Genomic DNA, 17,031 nt, shown 5'->3' with positions numbered 1-17,031 from the left:
TGAATGGCATGTGCGGCTTCCTGATGTACACCACCAACGACATCATCACCGCGGAGACCCTCGGCGCGATGGAGCGCCGGCTCGGCCTGATCGAGCACCGTGGCCCCGACGACATGGCGCTGGCCCGGATCGGCCCCGGCACCGCCGCCGGCTTCCGCCGCCTGGCCGTCATCGACCGGCAGGGCAGCCGCCAGCCGCTGCGCTACGCCGACCGCTGGACGCTCGTCTTCAACGGCGAGATCTACAACTACGAGGCGCTGCGGGCGGAGCTGATCCGCGAGCACGGCGCCACCTTCGCGACCGACGGCGACTCCGAGGTGGTCGCGGCGGCGTTCCACCACTGGGGCGAGGGCGCGCTGGAGCGGCTGCGCGGCATGTTCGCCTTCGCGCTGTGGGACGAGGTGACCGACACGCTCTACGCGGCGCGCGACCCGTTCGGGATCAAGCCGCTGTACTACCTGGTGACCCGCGACGGCGTCTGGCTCTCCAGCGAGAAGGCGCCGCTGCTGGACTGCGCGTCGGACGAGCTCGATCCGACGGCGATGTCGCTGTACCTCACGATGCAGTACGTCCCCGAGCCGTACACGCTGCACCGCGACATCGCCCGCCTGCCCGCCGGCGCGATGCTGGTCAAGGAGCTCGGCCGGGCGCCGATGATCCGCCGCTTCGCCCGCCCCGCGTTCCGCCCCGACCCGGCCGCCGAGGAGGCCGCGGTCGTCGCGGACCTGCGCGCGGCCCTGCGCGACAGCGTCAAGGCCCACATGCGCGCCGACGTCCCGGTGGGCGCGTTCCTGTCCAGCGGCGTCGACTCGACCGCGATCGTGGCCCTGGCCGCCGAGCACCACCCGAACCTGCACGCCTTCACCGCCGCGTTCGAGTCCGGCCACGACGAGCTGGAGATCGCCGAGCGCTCGGCCCAGGAGCTCGGGGTCACGCTGACGCCGTCGGTGGTGCGCCCGGCGCAGGTGATGGAGGCCCTGCCGCGGATCATCTGGCACCTCGGCGACCCGGTCGCGGACCCGTCGATCGTGCCGCTGTACTTCCTCTGCCGCACGGCCGCCGAGCACGTCACCGTCGTGCTGTCCGGCGAGGGCGCGGACGAGCTGGCCGGCGGCTACACGATCTACCGCGAGCCGCGCTCGCTGGCCGCGGTGTCCGATCGCGGCCCATCGATCCAGCGCGCCCTGCGCCGCGTGGCCCGGGCGATGCCGGAGGGGATGCGCGGCAAGAGCTATTTGGAGCGGGCCACAACACCGATGCGGCAACGGTACTTCGGCAACGCCCGCATCCTCTCCGAGTCCGACCGGGCCCGGCTCCTGCGCGGGTCTCCCACGGTCGGGCACGCGCACATCACGGCGCCGCTCTACGCCGAGGTCGCTGATCTCGACCCGGTCACCACGATGCAGCACATCGACCTGAACACCTGGCTCACCGGAGACATCCTCACCAAGGCCGACCGCATGTCGATGGCGCACTCGCTCGAGCTGCGCGTGCCGTACCTCGACCGGCGGGTCTTCGAGGTGCTGTCGCGCCTGCCCGAGCGGCTCAAGGTGCCGCGGCGCGGGCGCACGACGAAGTACGCGCTGCGCCAGGCCGTGGACGGGATCGTCCCCTCGTTCGTGCGGGACCGGCCGAAGCTCGGCTTCCCGACGCCGGCCAAGGCGTGGCTCAAGACCGACCTCAACGAGTGGGCCCACCACGTGCTGTCGACGTCGGGCGCGAAGACCCTGCTGGACCTGGACTACGCCCACGACCTGCTGAAGGAGCACGAGCAGGGCAAGGCGGACCACGCCCGGAAGATCTGGATCGTGCTCTCGTTCTGCCTGTGGCACGGCATCTTCGTCGAGGGCACGGTCACGCCGTCTCGGCCCGTGCGCCCGGGATCGGTGGCCCGGACGTAGCCGGCCCGTCCTTCGCCGGCGGCGCCGTGCCGCCTTTGCGCCGACGGCGCCGCGCTGTCTGTGGCACCGCCCAGGCGGCGCGGCGCTGTCTGTGCCACGGCGGCGCTTGGCCGTGCTTGGCCGTGCCACGGCGGCGCTTGGCCGTGGCATCTCCCCGACGGCGCCGCGGTGCCTGTGCCTCGGCGCCGTCGGCGAGGCGTCGGTCAGTCCAGTTCGGCCAGCGCGTCCAGGATCGGTTGGCCGAACTTGGCCAGTTTGTTCTCGCCGACGCCGCTGATCGCCGACAGCGCGGCCAGGGACTGCGGGCGTTCGGTGGCGATCTGGCGCAGGGTGGCGTCGTGGAAGATCACGTACGCGGGGACGCCCTGCTCCTTCGCCGTCGCCGCCCGCCAGGCCCGCAGGTGCTCGAAGACCGGCGCCGCCTCCTTGGGCAGCACGGCCGCGGCGTCCTGGCGCGCGGTCTTGGCCGCCTTCGATGCGGAGATCACCCGCTCGGGTTCGCGGCGCAGCATGACCGTGCGCTTGCGGCCCAGCACCTCGGCGCTGCTCTCGGTCAGCACCAGCGTGCCGTAGTCACCCTCGACCGAGAGCAGCCGCTGGGCCAGCAGCTGGCGGATGACCGCCCGCCACTCGGTGTCGCGCAGGTCGGCGCCGACGCCGAAGACGCTGAGCTCGTCGTGGTGCCACTGGACGACCTTGTCGGTCTTCTTGCCCATCAGGATGTCGATGCACTGGCCCGCGCCGAACTTCTGGTTGCGCTCGCGCTCCAGCCGGTAGACGGTCGAGAGCAGCTTCTGGGCGGCGATCGTGCCGTCCCAGGACTCCGGCGGGGCGACGCACGTGTCGCAGTTGTCGCACGGCTTGCCGAGTTCCTGCCCGAAGTACGCCAGCAGCTGCACCCGCCGGCACTCGACCGTCTCGCACAGGGCGAGCATCGCGTCGAGGTGCTGGCCGAGGTTGCGCCGGTGGGCGAGGTCGCCCTCGGAGGTGTCGATCATCTTGCGCTGCTGCACGACGTCCTGCAGCCCGTAGGCCAGCCAGGCCACCGACGGCTCGCCGTCCCGGCCGGCCCGGCCGGTCTCCTGGTAGTACCCCTCGATGGACTTGGGCAGGTCGAGGTGGGCCACGAAGCGGACGTCGGGCTTGTCGATGCCCATCCCGAACGCGATCGTCGCGACCATGACCAGGCCGTCCTCCTTGAGGAACCGGTCCTGGTTGCGGGCGCGGGTGCCGGCGTCGAGCCCCGCGTGGTAGGGCAGCGCCGGGATGCCGTTGTCCTTCAGGAACTCGGCGATCTTCTCCACCGAGTTGCGGGACAGGCAGTAGACGATCCCGGCCTCGCCGCGGTGCTCGGTGCGCAGGAAGTCCAGCAGCTGGCGGCGCGGCTCCTGCTTCGGCACGATCCGGTACTGGATGTTCGGCCGGTCGAAGCTCGACACGAAGTGCCGGGCCCCGTCCAGCCCGAGCCGGGTCGCGATCTCCTTGTGGGTGGCGCTGGTCGCCGTCGCGGTGAGCGCGATGCGCGGCACGTCGGGCCAGCGCTCGTGCAGCATCGACAGGTTGAGGTAGTCGGGCCGGAAGTCGTGCCCCCACTGCGAGACGCAGTGCGCCTCGTCGATCGCGAACAGCCCGATCCTGCCGCGCTCCAGCAGCCGCATGGTGGACTGCGAAGCGAGCGCCTCGGGCGCCAGGTACAGCAGGTCGAGCTCGCCCCCGGCGAACTGGGCCTCGACGGTGCGCCGCAGGTCGAAGTCGAGCGTGGAGTTGATGAACCCGGCCGACACGCCGAGCTCGCGCAGCGCGTCGACCTGGTTCTGCATGAGGGCGATCAGCGGCGAGATGACCACCGCGGTGCCGGGCCGGACGATCGCGGGGATCTGGTAGCACAGCGACTTGCCGCCGCCGGTCGGCATCAGCACCAGCGCGTCGCCGCCGCCGATCACGTGCTCGATGATCTCCTGCTGGCTGCCCCGGAACTCGTCGTAGCCGAACACCCTGCGTAGAACATCGAGTGCGTTCTCCATGGCGGCGATTCTACGAGCCACCTCTGACAAAAACGGGTCGGCCGATCCGCCCGGTGACGGATCGGCCTGTCTCCCGGCACGCTCGGTTACTTCTCCTGGGTGTGCACGATCGGGCGAACCTCGATCGCGTTCCACTTGGCGTCCGGGATCATCGCCGCCAGCTCCAGCGCGCGGTCGCGGGTCGCGCACTCCACGAAGTAGAAGCCGGCCAGGAACTCCTTGGCCTCGACGTACGGCCCGTCGGTCACCGTCGGCGCGCCGCCCCGCACGCGCACCACGGCGCTCTCCGCGGGCTGGCCGAGCGCGTCGGTGCGGATCAACTCGCCGGACTCGGTGATGGTCTTGATGAACGTGTCGTGCCCGGCCATCACCTCGTCGATGTCGGCCTGGGTCAGCGTCGACCACACGTCGGGGTTCATGTGGATCAGCAACAGGTACTTCATCGCGGAACTGTCCTTTCGATCGGAGTCACCCGGTGGTCGGAGCCGTCCGGCCCATCTCTACACGACCCGGTAGGTTGGCGGCGTGGACTTCCAGGAGCTGTTCGAGCGGCACCGCCGGGAGTTGCACGTGCACTGCTACCGGATGCTCGCCTCCTTCACCGACGCCGACGACGCGGTCCAGGAGACGTTCCTGCGCGCGTGGAAGCACCGCGACGGGTTCGAGGCGGGCACGAATGCGCGCGCCTGGCTGTACAAGATCGCCACAAATGCCTGTCTGGACGCGGTGCGGCAGCGCAACCGCCGCCCGCCGTCGGCCGGGGCCGAGGTGTTGTGGCTGCAGCCGTACCCCGACCGCCTGCTGGACGAGATCGCCCCGCCCGACGAGCAACCGGACGCCGTCGTGGTGGCCCGCGAGACGATCGAGCTGGCCTACCTGACCGCGATCCAGATGCTGCCGGCCCGCCAGCGCGCGGTGCTGCTGCTGCGCGACGTGCTGGAGTGGTCGGCGGCGGAGACGGCCGAGGCGCTCGAGTTGACGGTACCGGCGGCCAACAGCGCCCTGCAGCGCGCCCGCGCGACGCTGAAGTCGGCCCCCGAGCGCGACGCGATGCCCGCCGTCCCGACCGGCGAGGAGCGGGCCCTGCTCGACCGCCTCATCGCCGCGCACGACCGGGCCGACGTGGCCGCGACCGTCGCCCTGCTGCGCGAGGACGTGCGGGTCACCATGCCGCCGCTGACCGCCGAGTACCGCGGCCTCGCCGAGTTCCTGCCGCTCCTGGACCGCGCGTTCGACCTGGCCGCCACCGGCGAGTGGCGGCTGCTGCCGACGAGCGCCAACCGGCTCCCGGCGGCGGCGAGCTACCTGCGCGCGCCGGGCGACACCGCGTTCAAGGCGTTCAAGCTGGACGTCATCCAGGTGGTGGACGGCCGGGTCGCCGAGTTCACCACCTTCGGCGCCGGGCTCTTCCCGCAGTTCGGCCTGTCGCTGGAGCTTGCGTGACGCTCGTCGTGCCGCTCCGTTCGCCGCTGGAGCTTGCGTGACGCTCGTCGTGCCGCTCCGTTCGCCGCTGGAGCTTGCGTGACGCTCGTCGTGCCGCTCCGTTCGCCGCTGGAGCTTGCGTGACGGTCGTCGCGCCGCTCCGTCCGCCGCTTGAGCTCGCGTGACGCTCTTCGCGTGGTTCGGCCTGACGCGTGCCGTTAGAGCTTGAGTGACGCGGGCAGCGGCAGCGCCTTCACGATCTTCGTGAGGTTGGCGGCGGCCTTCGAGAACTGCGAACCATCCGGGTGTACGGACAGCACGGCCACAATGTACCGATCGTTCTCGCCCACGGTGCCCGTGGTGTGCAGGACCTCGCCCATCATGTCCGGGTTGTTTGGAGCAAGTGCGGCGTTTTCGAGCGAGTAGGCGGCGTTGGCGACGCACGGGGTGGCCGGGTCGTCGCCGAAGCCTGACCAGCCCTGTTTCGCGGCGCGCGGGGCCTTGAAGACGCTCGGGATGCCGAACGACTGGTCGTAGTGGTCGGTGCCGCACTTGGTGGTCTGGTGCAGGTTGCCCATGATGAACGTACGGACCGGGGCCGGCGCCTTGTCCAGGATGTACTGGTAGACGCGCACCAGGTCGGCGGCGCTCACCGCGGTGTAGCCCCAGTAGCCGGGCTGGCTGACCGGCGGCGGGGCGGTGTCCTGCAGGCCGAGGCGCTGCACCATGCGGGTGACGATGTCCCGCTGGCCGTTGGCCTTCCACAGGCCGGTGGCGGCGGCGTCGTCGCTGCTGCGGAGCATGACCTGCAGGTTGGGCTGGTCTGCGGGCGGTACCGAATAGGAGGGGCCTTTGTTCCAGAAGTAGTCCAGCGCGATGAGCAGCTTGACCAGCGACGCGGAGCGGAACCGCCAGGCGCCCTTCTGCTGCAGGACGTAGGACTTGGTCTGCCGGTCGTAGATCACGATGCCCGCGGTCACCCCGGCCGGGATCGCCACCGGGGCGGCGCTCGTCGGTGCCGGTGCGCTCGACGGTGGCGGGGCGGCGGCCGACGAGGGCGCGGCCGCCGACGCCGACGCGAACAGCGGCGCGGAGGAGGCGGGCGGCTCCTTGTCGCCGCAACCGGCGAGCAGGAACACGGCGGCAACCGCGGCCACGAGGATTTTCCTCGCGGCGGCCGCTCGGGGCAGCGGCTTCCTGGCGGACCTGGCCGTTTGCGGCGGCTTTTTCGCGGGCCTGGCCGTTCGCGGCTTTTCCGCGGACCTCGCCGCTTGCGGCTTTTCCGCGGACCTCGCCGCTTGCGGCTTTTCCGCGGACCTCGCCGCTTGCGGCTTTTCCGCGGACCTCGCCGCTTGCGGCTTTTCCGCGGACCTCGCCGCTTGCGGCTTTTCCGCGGACGTGGCCGCTTGCGGCTTTTCCGCGGACGTGGCCGCTTGCGGCTTTTCCGCGGGCCTGGCCGCTTGCGGGGGCTTTTCCGCGGACGTGGCCGTTTGCGGCTGCGGCTGCGGCCGGGGTGGGCGCGCGTGGGGCATTGGGCCATCATGCCCGCTCAGGTGGGCGATCGTGCATCGCGGTCGGGGGAGTGCCCGCTGGATTGCCCGCGATGGCCGTATGCGCATTTTGCGCGTTTAGTCGGAGTGTGCGGATCCGCGTAGGGTTGGGATGGTGCGGGGGCGCGGCTGGTGGCTGGTGCTCGCCGCCGCGGTGCCGGTCGGGCTGCCGCTGCTCGGGCGCTGGCCGGCCGCCCTGGGGTTCGCCGGGCTGGCCGCGAGCGCGATCGGGCCGGTCCTGCTGGTCCAGTGGTGGGCGCGGCGGCGTCAGCGCGCCCTGCATGCGGCCGGCGCGCAGCACTGGCTCGGGCGCGTACCCCTCGATCGGGCGGCCCTCATCTGGGAGCTGGGTCCCGGGCTCGCCCTCCTTTTCGGCGGCGGCATCCACGTCATGGTCGCGTTGAGCGACGATGGACTCACCCTGCGTCCGCGGCTCCTGCTGGCCCGGCGTCACCCGTCCGTGACGGTCCTGTGGTCCGACATCGCCGGCGCGCGGGCCGAGCCGGCCGGTCGGCTGACCGCCCACGGGAGGGTCGCGGTGCTCCCGCTGACGGCCGTCATCCTCGATCTACCAGGCGATACGGGCGGCCCCTTGATCATCACCACGCACGCCGCCGGTGGCCTGGTCGAGGCGGTGACCGAGCGCCACATAGCGCAGAGTGCCGATCACTGAGGGTAGAACGATGAATGGGTGATGGATACGGCACCCTGCGTGGCTGAGTTGCGCCGGTTTCTGCCGGTTCCGTAGGTTGGTCTTCCATGGCGGAGTTGATCGAGGTTGGTGTCTGGTACGAGGCCCGGCCGATCACGGTTGACCAGGGTGTCGACCGGTACGAGGCGTTGCGTCGGGGCGACGCGGAATGGGCGATCGTCGATCCCGGCGTGGAGCGCTTCGACCGCGAGGTGCGGGCGGGCGTCGATCCGGCGCTGTGGGCGGAACCGGTCATCGGGTCCGGCACGCACGTGCTGCTGACCCTGCAGCGGGACGCGCCGAGGGAGACCCTGCACTTCATCCACAAGCTGGCCGACGACTGCGAGCTGCTGTGCTTCCAGCGGCCGGGTCGCCATCAGCCGGCGGCCCTGTGGCAGCCACGGCGGCTGCTGCGGGTGCCGGTGGCCCGGATGACGACCGAGGACGGCTCGCTCGCGCACCACCCGACCGGGGACGACATCCGTGACTTCATCGGGCGGCTCGACGAGGACAACACCACGGCCGAGCTGTGGCGGGAGGACGGGGCCTCGATCAAGGTCGCCTTCGTCCCGACCCAGCGGCGGTGGCACGTCTCCTCCACGGACGGTTCGTCGTCGGAGCAGGAGGACCTCGGCGCTGTGGCCGAGCAGTTCCAGGCGTTCGCCGCTTCCCAGCACTTCACGGAGCCCGAACCCGCTTAGCCCTTGCGGAACGTCCGACATTCGTTTGCGGCGGCGTCGCCCTTCGGGGCGGCGCCGCTTCCTGTGCGCACGGTTCGTCGTGGCGTCGTGGCGTCCCGCGGGCGGCGCCGCCTTCTGCGCGCGCCGTCGTGTTTCTGCGCGGCGCCGCTTCCTGTGCGCACATGGTTCGTTGTGGCGTCGCCGCGTCCTGGGGGCGGCGCGGCCTTGTCCGCCGCTCCGTTCCGTTCCTTGTAGCGCCGTCGTGTTTCTGGGCAGCGCCGTTTCCTGCGCGCACGGTTCGTCGTGCCGTCGTGCCGTCGTGCCGTCGTGGCGGTGCCGTGTCCTGCGGGCGGCGCCGCCCTTCTGCGCGCGCCGTTCGTTGTGCGCGCCGTCGTGTTCTGGGCGGCGTTGGTACCTCGCGGCGGAATATTCGGAGCCGTTTACTCGTCGGCGAGTATGTGCCTATACTCGTCCACGAGTATCCGTGTGCGAACACGTCCGGGGGGTGCGATGGCCAGGCGGCGCAAGGTCGGCAACCTGCTCGCCCTGCATGTGCTGGCGACGTTGTACCAGCGGCCGATGCACCCGTACGAGATCGCGGCGGAGATGCGCGGGCGCGGCAAGGAGCAGGACTTCAAAATCCAGTGGGGCTCGCTCTACACCGTGGTCGGCAACCTCGAGAAGCACGGCTTCATCGAGGCGGAGCGCACGACGCGGGAGGGCCGGCGCCCCGAGCGCACCGTGTACTCGATCACCGACGCCGGCCGCGACGAGTGCGTCGACTGGATGCGCGAGCTGGTGGGGGCGCCGGAACGGGAGTACCCGAAGCTGCGGGCGGCCCTGTCCGTGCTCGGCGTACTGCCGCCGGACGAGGCCGCCTACCTGCTGCGCAAGCGGGCCGAGATCCTCGCGCACCAGGTGGCCGCGGAGGAGGCGTCGCTGCGGGCCGCCGACGGGGTGGTGCCGCGCATCTTCACCATCGAGGCCGAGTTCGGGCTGGCCCTGCTGCGCGCGGAGGCCGACTGGGTGCGGGGCCTCGTCGCCGAGATCGAGGCGGGCACCCTCTCCGGCTCCGACTTCTGGCGCGCGGCCCACGAACAACTGGCGCGGGAACGCCAGGAGTAACACCCCGCCCGCGGCGCCGGAACCAACGCCCGGCGCGCGGCGCGGAACACGAACGCCCGGCGGGAACCGCGCCGGGCGGCCCACGAACGCCTGGCGCGGGAACGCCAGGAGCAACGCCTCGCGCGCGGCGCCGGAACCAACGCCCGGCGCGCGGAACACGAACGCCTGGCGCGGAACGCCAGGAGCAAGACCCCGCGCGACACCCGGAACGAACGCCGGCGCGCGGAACACGAACGCCTGGCGCGGGAGCGCCGGGAGTACAAGTAAAAACCGGGTCGCGGTGCGGGAACACCACGACCCGGGAAACGACCTCAACCGATTTCGCGGGAACGAATCCGGCTTTGGTGTCTGCAACCGCCAGGATAGTCGACTCCCGTGGCGTCGGTCCGACCGAACGGGAGACCGTCATGCCCGCTGCCGTCCTGGCAAGGGACCTCGTCAAGACCTACCCCAAGGGCGTGCGCGCCCTCGACCGCCTCTCGCTCGACGTCGAGCCGGGCGAGATCGTCGGCCTGCTCGGCCCCAACGGCGCCGGCAAGTCCACCACCGTCAAGATTCTCACCACGCTCGCCCGTGCCGACTCCGGGCACGCCGAGGTGCTGGGGCGGGACGTGGGGCGGGACCCGCGCGGCGTACGCGCCGCGATCGGTGTCGTCGCCCAGCGCTCCGGCCTCGACCCGGCCGCCACCGGCCGCGACAACCTCACCCTGCAGGGCCACCTGTTCGGGCTGCGCGGCCGGGACCTGCGCCGCCGGGTCGACGAGCTGCTGGAGCGGTTCGACCTGGCCGAGGCCGCGAACCGGCCGACCCGGCACTGGTCCGGCGGCATGCAGCGGCGCCTCGACGTCGCGCTGGGGCTGGTCCACCGGCCGGAGGTGCTGTTCCTGGACGAGCCGACGACCGGCCTCGACCCCGAGGGGCGCGCCGCGCTGTGGAGCGAGATCAAGCGGCTCACCGGGATGGCGATCCTGCTCACCACGCACTACCTGGACGAGGCCGACCGCCTCGCCGACCGTCTCGTCATCGTCGACGGGGGACGGGTCGTGGCCGAGGGGACGCCGGATCGGCTGAAGGGGGAGTTGCGCGGGGATGCGGTACACATTGAAGTCCTGGATCCTCCGGACGGCCCACCGGCCCGCAGCGCGCTCGCCGGGCTGCCGGCCCTGCGCGAGGTGACCCTCGACGGCCGGCGGCTCTCGGCCCGGGCCGACGACGGCGCGGCCGCGGTCCCCGGTGCGCTCGCCGCCCTGGACGCGCACGGCATCGGGGTCGCGACCGTCACCGTGGCCCGCCCGAGCCTCGACGACGTGTACCTCAAGCACGCCGGCCGCCGCCTGGAGGTGGCCGCGTGAGCAGCCTCGCGTACCTGACGGGCCGGCGCCTGAAAGTGTTCGTCCAGCAGCCGGCGTTCCTGCTCATCACGCTCATCCAGCCGGCGATCTGGCTGTTTCTGTTCGGCAACCTGTTCCGCCGGATCGTGGACCTGCCGGGGTTCGGGGGCGGGAGCTACGTGGAGTACCTCGTGCCGGGCATCGTCGTGATGACCGCCGTCTCGTCCAGCATGTGGTCCGGCATGGGCGTGCTGGAGGAGATCGACCGCGGCACCATGAACCGCTTCCTCACCACCCCGGCCCGCCGCGGCGCCATCCTCGAGGCGGTCGTCGTCGAACAGACCCTGAGCGTGACGATCCAGGCGGTCATCATCGTGCTGCTGGGCCTGCTCGCCGGCGCCGGCTACCCCCTCACCGGCGTGCTGTTCCTGGTCGTGGCGGCCGGCCTGCTCGGCGTGGTGTTCAGCGCCCTGTCGAACATCGCCGGCATGCTGGTCCGCCAGCGCGAGACCATCATCGGCCTGAACACCCTGCTCCTGCTGCCGCTCACCTTCCTGTCGTCCTCGTTCATGGCCCCGTCCCTCATGCCGCCGTGGATCCGTCGCATCGCCCACGGCAACCCGGTGAACTGGGCCCTGGAGGCCTGCCGCACCGCGCTCGCCGGCGACATCGACTGGCCCCGCACCGGCACCTACGGCGGCGCGCTCCTGGCCCTGGCGGTCCTGCTGGTGTGGCTGTCCACCAGGACCTTCAAGGCCTACCAGAAGTCCGTCTAGCCGGAGACCCCCACCTGCCGACGATGGTGGCGGCCTGCTTCGACCTCGTCGAGCAGCGCCGCCGCCAGCGCCGCATAGGTCAGCCTTCCCCCGAGTTCCTTCATCGTGTACTGCATGCTGTCCCCCTCCACCAACTCCATCGGCGGCGTGAACACCACCCAGTCGACGGCCCCCGCGTAGTCCCGCAACACCGCCAGCTCGTCGGCCCTGGCCTGGGCGAACGGCCGCCACTCGGCCGGCAGCGAATCCACCGCCCCGAACGTGGTCGCGAGCCCGACGATGAGCACCTTCTTGACGGCCGCCCGCTCGAGCCCGGCGAGCAGCTGCTCGGTCGCCGCGGCGTACGCGGCGGGGTCGAGTTCGGCGCTGTACACCGCGACGATCGCCACGTCATGCCCCGCCGCCACTGCGGCCACGGAATCCGCGTCGGTGGCGTCGCCCCGGACGGCGCCGTCGAGGTCCGCGTACTTGGCCGGCTCCCGCACCACCGGGGTGACCGTCATCCCATCGCCGCCGCGACCGCCACCGTTGCTGCTGTGGGCGGTGCGCCGTCTCGCCTCGCTGACGATCGCCCGCCCGGCGCGTCCGCCCGCTCCGAAAACCACCAGTCTGGTCATAATCCGGGACGGTAGAACGGGAGACGCCGGTAACTGCAACGTAACCGCGGCGCGGGTTACCGTGGCCGGATGCGCGCACCGCTGCCGCCGGACCTGTTCGACCCGGCCTGCCCGTCCTCAGTGACGCCGTTCCAGATCGGCGACAAGTGGGCCGGCATGGTCCTCACGTGCCTTCGCGACGGCCACCCCCGCCGCTTCACGGAACTGCGCGTCCCCCTCGGCCGCGTCTCGGCCAAGGTCCTCACCGAGACCCTGCGCGCCCTGGAACGCGACGGCATGCTCACTCGTACCGCCTACGACGAGCTCCCGCCCCGCGTGGAGTACGCGATCACGGAGCTGGGCCGCACATTGTTCCCCGCGATGGACGCCTGCCGGGTCTGGGCCGAGCAGCACCTGAGCTCTCTCGAATCAGCGCGCGCGGCGTACACGGCCTCGGCGGAGCGCGCGTCGTGACCCGCACCTACCGCCGCTACGTGGCCATCGGCGACAGCACCACGGAGGGCATGGACGACCCGGACGGCAACGGCGGGTACCGCGGCTGGGCCGACCGCTTCGCCGAACACGTGGCCCGCCACCAGCAATCGACGGCTCCCCTGGAGTACGCCAACCTCGCCATCCGCGGCCGCACCACCGCCCGCATTCGCGCCGAACAGCTGGAGCCGGCCCTCGCCCTGGAGCCCGACCTGGCCACGGTCGTCGCCGGGATGAACGACATCCTGCGCGGCTCCTTCGACGTCACCAAGGTGGCCGCGGACATCCGGGACATGCAGCAGGCTTTGGTCGCCACCGGCACGACGGTCCTGACCTTCACCCTCCCCGACCCGGCCCCGGTCATGCCCCTGGCCAAGCCGTTGCGCGGCCGGGTCCTGGCCCTGAACGACGCCATCCGCAAGGTGACGGCGGACAGCGGCGCCATCCTGCTGGACCTGGGCGCCTACCCGGTCGCGTCCGACCCGCGCCTGTGGAGCGACGACCGCCTGCACGCCAACAGCGCAGGCCACGAACGCATCGCCCACGCCCTCGCGTACGCGCTGGGCCTCCCCGGCTTCGACAACTCCTGGAACGCCGCGCTGCCCCCACCGGTACGCCGCCCCCGCCACCAGTCCGTCACCGCCGAACTGTCCTGGCTCCGCCATCACATGCTCCCGTGGGCGGGCCGCCACATCCTCGGCCGAAGCTCGGGCGACAACCGCTCCTGCAAGCGCGCCACCCCCACCCCGGTCCACCTGGAGCCGTAACTCCCAGCCTCCCGCGTGCTGCCAACGACGCGTAATTCGTGACGCGTGTGCCTGGCGCGCGCGGATGGCGTGTGTGCGTCACCCGACCCCGGTCCGCCTGGAAGCGTGACTCCAGCTCGCTGCGTGCGGCTGGCGTGCGTGGTGGGTGCGTGCGGTTGGCGTGCTCCGTGCGTGCGGCATCCCGTGTGTGCGTGCCTGCGTCGTGCGTGCCTGTGTGCCTGCGTGCGGCTGCGGCTGGAAGCGTGACTCCCAGCCTCTCGCGTGTGGTCGGCGGTACGTGATGCGTGCGTGCTGGAACCGTGACTCGCAGCCTCCTGCGTGTCGCCGGCGGTGCGAGATGCGTGACATGTGCGGCCGGCGCGCGCGGATGGCGTGTGTGCGCCACCCGACCCCGGTCCGCCTGGAAGCGTGACTCCAGCTCGCTGCGTGCGGCTGGCGTGCGTGATGCGTGCCTGCGGTTGGCGTGCGTGGGTGCGTGCGGCGTGTGTACCTGCGTCGCGCGTGCGGCTGCGGGCGGAACCGTGACTCGCAGGCTCCTGCGTGTGGCCGGCGGTGCGTGATGCGTGTGCGTGGCGGGCGTGCGTGTGGCTGGCGTGTGCGCTGAACCGTGGCTCCCGGCCTCTTGCGTGTGGCCGGCGGTGCTTGATGCAGCGGGCGGTTTGGCGTGGGTGGGGCGAGGGGCGCGGCGGGGCGGGGCGGGTTAGAGGGTGAGGACGATTTTTCCGCGTACGTGGCCGGATTCGCTCAGGTCGTGGGCGGCGGCGGCTTCGGACAGGGGGTAGGTGCGTTCGACGGGCATGGTGAAGCGGCCCTCGGTGTAGAGGGCGGCGGCCTCCTGGAGGGTCTGGTAGGCGCGGCCCTCGGAGCCGTCGGTGACTCGGGCGCCGTGCTTGGCGGCGTCGAAGTCGGCGATGCTCACCACGTCGGCCGGGGTGGGGGTCAGGGTCACCAGTTCGGCCACCGCGCCGCGGCCGGCGGTGTCCAGGGCGCGGTCTACGCCGGCGGGGGCCAGGGTGCGGATGCGGTCGGCGAGGCCTGGACCGTACGTGACGGGCGTTGCGCCGAGCTTGGTCAGGAACTCGTGGTTGCGCTCGCTCGCGGTGCCGATGACCGTGGCGCCGCGGGCGATGGCCAGCTGGACCGCGGCGATGCCTACGCCGCCCGAGGCGCCGTTGATGACGAGGGTGGGGCCGCGCTGGGCCGACGGGTCGCCCTCGGTGGTGTGGGCGGTGGGCTGGAGCTTGCTGATGCCGAGCAGGTCGAGGGCGCGGCCGGCGGTTTCGACGACGTTGGGGAGGCCCGCCGCCTCGGCGAAGGTCATGCCGGGCGGCTTCTGGGCCCACTCGCGCAGGATCGCGTGCTCGGCGGCGCCTCCGCCGGCGGCGGTGCCGAAGACCTCGTCGCCGAGCTGGACGCCCTCGACGCCCTCGCCGATGGCGTCGACCACGCCGGCGACGTCCGAGTGGGGCACGTGCGGCAGGCGGGTCGGGGTGGTGTCGCCGAACGCGCCGCTGCGGACCTTCCAGTCGAACGGGTTGACGCCGATCGCCCGCACCGCGACGCGGATCCGGCCGGCCGGCGGCTGCGGGTCGGGCAGCTCGACCAGGTGGAGGACGCTCGACGGACCGTACTCGGAATACTGCAACGCCTTCACGATGTGCTCCGGATCTGTATGAGGTCTGCGTCCACGGGAAGCGCGGTGCGATGCGAGCGCGGTGCCGTGTGTGCGCGGTGTGGCAGGGCGCGGTGTGGCGTGGCGCGGTGTGGTGTGAGCGCCGCGTGGCGGGCGCAGTGCTGTGCGGTGCGGTGCGGTGCGGTGTGAGCGCGGTGTGGCGGGCACAGTGCGGTGCGGTGTGGTGTGGTGTGAGCGCGGTGTGGCGCGGTGCGGTGCGGTGCGGTGTGGGCACGGTGCGCGGGTCGGTTGAACGGGCACGGTCGGGCGGGTTCGGGTGTCGGGTCAGGTGGGCGACGGGCGTCGGGTCTGCGGTTCGGCGCGTGGGCAGGCGGGTCAGGTGTTCAGCGGGCGGCGGGCGATCAGGAGGACGTGGGTGTCCGGCCAGTCAAGCGGGTGACCGTCCGGTGTGGACAGTTGGGCGTAGGGGCGGATGCGGTTGTCGACGATCCAGTCGTTGCGCCAGGCGTGGGAGGCGGGGTCGACCTCGAAGCCGATGTCGGTCAGGAGGGCCTTCCAGTCGGCGAACTCGAGGCCGCAGAACTGCTCGTGGGACTCGGAGAGCCAGTTGTCCGGGTAGTCCTTGTGGGCCAGGAACTCCATGGCGTCGCTCAGGGCGAGTTCGACGGCGCCGGGGTCGGACGGGTCGTCGAGGGCCTTGAACGGCAGGTCGAAGTGGAAGTCGGCGGCGAAGCGGTCGAGCCTGGCCCGCGTGGAGAGGGACTCGACGTGGGCGGCGATCTCGTCGCGGGAGAGGTCGTCCAGGGACTTGAGCGGGGCGGGGGAGCCCTGCAGGGAGAGCCGTACCCGCAGGTCGCGGTTGTCGGGGCCGCAGACGTCCGAGTTGATCCAGACTCCGCCGGGGACCGTGTGGTCGTAGATGGCCTGGGCGAAGGGGCGCAGGGAGTCCATGCGGTTGCCGTAGGACCAGATCTCGTGGGTCAGGGCGAAGGTCAGCGTGGTGTCGATCGAGCGGGGCGGGAAGACGGCGCCGCCGAGGACGTTGCGGCAGTAGAAGTACACGTTGGGGTTGGTGAACCAGCCCTGCGCCTTGCGGTGCACGCACTCCTCGTAGAGGTGGCGGGCGACCTCGACGCCGATCAGGTCGCTCTCGCGCAGGGACGGCTCGCGGTCGGCCAGGGCCAGCACGGCGCCCGCCCCGCAGCCGACGTCGACGATGCGGCCTGGGCGGATGTGGCGCTTGACGAGGTCCCACTTGCGCTCGGCGCTCGCCTCGAAGGCCTCCGCGTAGGTGCGGTAGTCGCGGGTCGTGGTCAGGCCGCCCTCCTCGCCGACCACCGGGTCGTTGACCACGAGGGTGACCTGCTCGTCGAGGCGATAGCGGCCGTACACGTCCAGCGTCGCCGGATGCGCCAGCTCCCGCCATGTTGGGTCGCCGCCGGCCAGTCGCAGCAGCACGTCCCACGGGCGCTCGGGGGCCTCGCTCGCCGGGACCACATCCGTGTCCGCCTCGACGGGGGCGATGGCGAAGCCGAGGGCCGAATACAGGGCGGCGACGTCCGGGGTGGAGCAGGCGACCACGGTGTCCGCGGGGGTGAGATGGTGGCCGAGGACGGACTCGACGCTCTTGAGGGTCACCTCGGCGAAGCGGTCGGTGTGCGCGGTGTCGAAGACCGGCACGACCAGGGAGCGGAGGTCCTCCTGGGCGCTGAAGCGCTCGATGGCCGCCTCGCGACGGTCGTACGGTACGGGATTGCGCTTGGTGTTCTGGTGATTGGCGCTCGTGACGGCCCAGATGATCGTGGGAGCACTGGCAGTACCAGAAAGGCGTTCTTCGTTGTTCACCAAACCGCGCAGATAGACCGCTTGGAAACGGGTCAGCAGGTGGTGGCGGCCGGGGAAGAGGACGAAGCGCGCCATGGTCAGCCCCGTGGGTCCGCGTGCTGGACGACCTCGAACTCGAGCAGGCTGGCGCCGGTGGCGACCGGGCGGGAGCGCTCGCCGGCGTGGGCCTCCCGCGCGGGGCCGTTGGACCAGGCCTGG

16 protein-coding genes (1 of these 16 cut by a window edge) are annotated in these 17,031 nt (G+C 71.8%); 9 read left to right on the top strand and 7 right to left on the bottom strand.

The window, feature by feature from the left end; translation table 11 throughout:
- The first annotated feature begins 8 nt into the window (after positions 1 to 8).
- Positions 9 to 1,901: an asparagine synthase (glutamine-hydrolyzing) gene (gene asnB / locus ACQPZ4_RS39915; protein ID WP_433048154.1), complete on the top strand. Its 1,893-nt coding sequence runs from the start codon at positions 9 to 11 to the stop codon at positions 1,899 to 1,901.
- Positions 1,902 to 2,104: 203 nt separating this feature from the next.
- Here asnB and recQ read toward each other — a convergent pair whose 3' ends face one another.
- Both recQ and ACQPZ4_RS39905 read right to left on the bottom strand, forming a co-directional pair.
- Positions 2,105 to 3,925, bottom strand: a complete 1,821-nt coding sequence (gene recQ, locus ACQPZ4_RS39910) for a DNA helicase RecQ (protein WP_433048151.1) — start codon at positions 3,923 to 3,925, stop codon at positions 2,105 to 2,107.
- A gap of 86 nt (positions 3,926 to 4,011) precedes the next feature.
- Positions 4,012 to 4,368: a YciI family protein gene (locus ACQPZ4_RS39905; protein WP_433048148.1), complete on the bottom strand. Its 357-nt coding sequence runs from the start codon at positions 4,366 to 4,368 to the stop codon at positions 4,012 to 4,014.
- Between the two features lie 142 nt (positions 4,369 to 4,510).
- On the opposite strand from ACQPZ4_RS39905, the gene ACQPZ4_RS39900 reads away from it, so the two are divergent.
- Positions 4,511 to 5,368 (top strand): RNA polymerase subunit sigma-70, encoded by an 858-nt coding sequence (locus tag ACQPZ4_RS39900; RefSeq protein WP_433066846.1) that lies wholly within the window; start codon positions 4,511 to 4,513, stop codon positions 5,366 to 5,368.
- A 197-nt stretch (positions 5,369 to 5,565) separates the two neighbouring features.
- Here the strand turns inward: ACQPZ4_RS39900 and ACQPZ4_RS39895 are convergent, their stop codons facing one another.
- On the bottom strand, positions 5,566 to 6,504 hold the full coding sequence (locus tag ACQPZ4_RS39895) for a hypothetical protein (protein ID WP_433048145.1): 939 nt from the start codon (positions 6,502 to 6,504) through the stop codon (positions 5,566 to 5,568).
- Between the two features lie 505 nt (positions 6,505 to 7,009).
- Between ACQPZ4_RS39895 and ACQPZ4_RS39890 the strand changes: the two genes are divergently transcribed.
- From ACQPZ4_RS39890 to ACQPZ4_RS39870, 5 genes are all read left to right on the top strand, one after another.
- A complete protein-coding gene (locus ACQPZ4_RS39890; RefSeq protein WP_433048142.1) occupies positions 7,010 to 7,570 on the top strand; it encodes a hypothetical protein in 561 nt (186 codons plus the stop codon).
- 86 nt (positions 7,571 to 7,656) lie between these two features.
- Positions 7,657 to 8,289 carry a hypothetical protein gene (locus ACQPZ4_RS39885; protein WP_433048139.1) on the top strand — a complete coding sequence of 211 codons (633 nt, stop codon included), beginning with the start codon at positions 7,657 to 7,659 and terminating at the stop codon, positions 8,287 to 8,289.
- 489 nt (positions 8,290 to 8,778) lie between these two features.
- On the top strand, positions 8,779 to 9,393 hold the full coding sequence (locus tag ACQPZ4_RS39880; protein ID WP_433048136.1) for a PadR family transcriptional regulator: 615 nt from the start codon (positions 8,779 to 8,781) through the stop codon (positions 9,391 to 9,393).
- A gap of 407 nt (positions 9,394 to 9,800) precedes the next feature.
- Positions 9,801 to 10,745, top strand: coding sequence for an ATP-binding cassette domain-containing protein (locus tag ACQPZ4_RS39875; protein ID WP_433048133.1), 945 nt, complete (start codon positions 9,801 to 9,803; stop codon positions 10,743 to 10,745).
- Entirely contained in the window at positions 10,742 to 11,500 is a 759-nt protein-coding gene (locus tag ACQPZ4_RS39870) for an ABC transporter permease (protein WP_433048130.1), read from the top strand. The genes ACQPZ4_RS39875 and ACQPZ4_RS39870 overlap by 4 nt, the downstream gene beginning before the upstream one ends.
- On the opposite strand, the gene ACQPZ4_RS39865 is transcribed toward ACQPZ4_RS39870, so the two are convergent.
- Entirely contained in the window at positions 11,497 to 12,117 is a 621-nt protein-coding gene (locus ACQPZ4_RS39865; protein ID WP_433048127.1) for an NAD(P)-dependent oxidoreductase, read from the bottom strand. The two genes, ACQPZ4_RS39870 and ACQPZ4_RS39865, sit on opposite strands and share 4 nt — an antisense overlap.
- Positions 12,118 to 12,186: 69 nt before the next feature.
- On the opposite strand from ACQPZ4_RS39865, the gene ACQPZ4_RS39860 reads away from it, so the two are divergent.
- Together ACQPZ4_RS39860 and ACQPZ4_RS39855 are read left to right on the top strand one after the other, a co-directional pair.
- On the top strand, positions 12,187 to 12,570 hold the full coding sequence (locus ACQPZ4_RS39860) for a winged helix-turn-helix transcriptional regulator (protein ID WP_433048124.1): 384 nt from the start codon (positions 12,187 to 12,189) through the stop codon (positions 12,568 to 12,570).
- Positions 12,567 to 13,355: an SGNH/GDSL hydrolase family protein gene (locus ACQPZ4_RS39855; RefSeq protein ID WP_433048121.1), complete on the top strand. Its 789-nt coding sequence runs from the start codon at positions 12,567 to 12,569 to the stop codon at positions 13,353 to 13,355. Before ACQPZ4_RS39860 ends, ACQPZ4_RS39855 begins: the two co-directional genes overlap by 4 nt.
- A 700-nt stretch (positions 13,356 to 14,055) precedes the next feature.
- On the opposite strand, the gene ACQPZ4_RS39850 is transcribed toward ACQPZ4_RS39855, so the two are convergent.
- From ACQPZ4_RS39850 to ACQPZ4_RS39840, 3 genes are all read right to left on the bottom strand, one after another.
- Positions 14,056 to 15,009 carry an NADP-dependent oxidoreductase gene (locus ACQPZ4_RS39850; protein ID WP_433048119.1) on the bottom strand — a complete coding sequence of 318 codons (954 nt, stop codon included), beginning with the start codon at positions 15,007 to 15,009 and terminating at the stop codon, positions 14,056 to 14,058.
- A gap of 354 nt (positions 15,010 to 15,363) precedes the next feature.
- Entirely contained in the window at positions 15,364 to 16,908 is a 1,545-nt protein-coding gene (locus ACQPZ4_RS39845) for a class I SAM-dependent methyltransferase (protein ID WP_433048116.1), read from the bottom strand.
- Positions 16,909 to 16,910: 2 nt separating this feature from the next.
- Positions 16,911 to 17,031: the 3' end of an antibiotic biosynthesis monooxygenase family protein gene (locus tag ACQPZ4_RS39840; protein WP_433048113.1), read on the bottom strand. 188 nt of this gene lie beyond the right edge of the window; the window shows 121 of its 309 coding nt (coding positions 189-309); its start codon lies off the right edge, out of view; the stop codon is at positions 16,911 to 16,913.

Source organism: Dactylosporangium sp. CS-033363, from assembly GCF_050942475.1.
GTDB lineage: Bacteria > Actinomycetota > Actinomycetes > Mycobacteriales > Micromonosporaceae > Dactylosporangium.
Note: the sequence above shows the minus strand (reverse complement) of the source record. Positions and strands in the feature narration are given on the sequence as shown.

Excerpts from the sequence above, each read along its gene's own strand:
- asnB (WP_433048154.1), top strand. The coding sequence starts at position 9 with ATGTGCGGCTTCCTGATGTACACCACCAACGACATCATCACCGCGGAG.
- recQ (WP_433048151.1), bottom strand. The coding sequence starts at position 3,925 with ATGGAGAACGCACTCGATGTTCTACGCAGGGTGTTCGGCTACGACGAG.
- ACQPZ4_RS39905 (WP_433048148.1), bottom strand. The coding sequence starts at position 4,368 with ATGAAGTACCTGTTGCTGATCCACATGAACCCCGACGTGTGGTCGACG.
- ACQPZ4_RS39900 (WP_433066846.1), top strand. The coding sequence starts at position 4,511 with ATGCTCGCCTCCTTCACCGACGCCGACGACGCGGTCCAGGAGACGTTC.
- ACQPZ4_RS39890 (WP_433048142.1), top strand. The coding sequence starts at position 7,010 with ATGGTGCGGGGGCGCGGCTGGTGGCTGGTGCTCGCCGCCGCGGTGCCG.
- ACQPZ4_RS39885 (WP_433048139.1), top strand. The coding sequence starts at position 7,657 with ATGGCGGAGTTGATCGAGGTTGGTGTCTGGTACGAGGCCCGGCCGATC.
- ACQPZ4_RS39880 (WP_433048136.1), top strand. The coding sequence starts at position 8,779 with ATGGCCAGGCGGCGCAAGGTCGGCAACCTGCTCGCCCTGCATGTGCTG.
- ACQPZ4_RS39875 (WP_433048133.1), top strand. The coding sequence starts at position 9,801 with ATGCCCGCTGCCGTCCTGGCAAGGGACCTCGTCAAGACCTACCCCAAG.
- ACQPZ4_RS39865 (WP_433048127.1), bottom strand. The coding sequence starts at position 12,117 with ATGACCAGACTGGTGGTTTTCGGAGCGGGCGGACGCGCCGGGCGGGCG.
- ACQPZ4_RS39860 (WP_433048124.1), top strand. The coding sequence starts at position 12,187 with ATGCGCGCACCGCTGCCGCCGGACCTGTTCGACCCGGCCTGCCCGTCC.
- ACQPZ4_RS39845 (WP_433048116.1), bottom strand. The coding sequence starts at position 16,908 with ATGGCGCGCTTCGTCCTCTTCCCCGGCCGCCACCACCTGCTGACCCGT.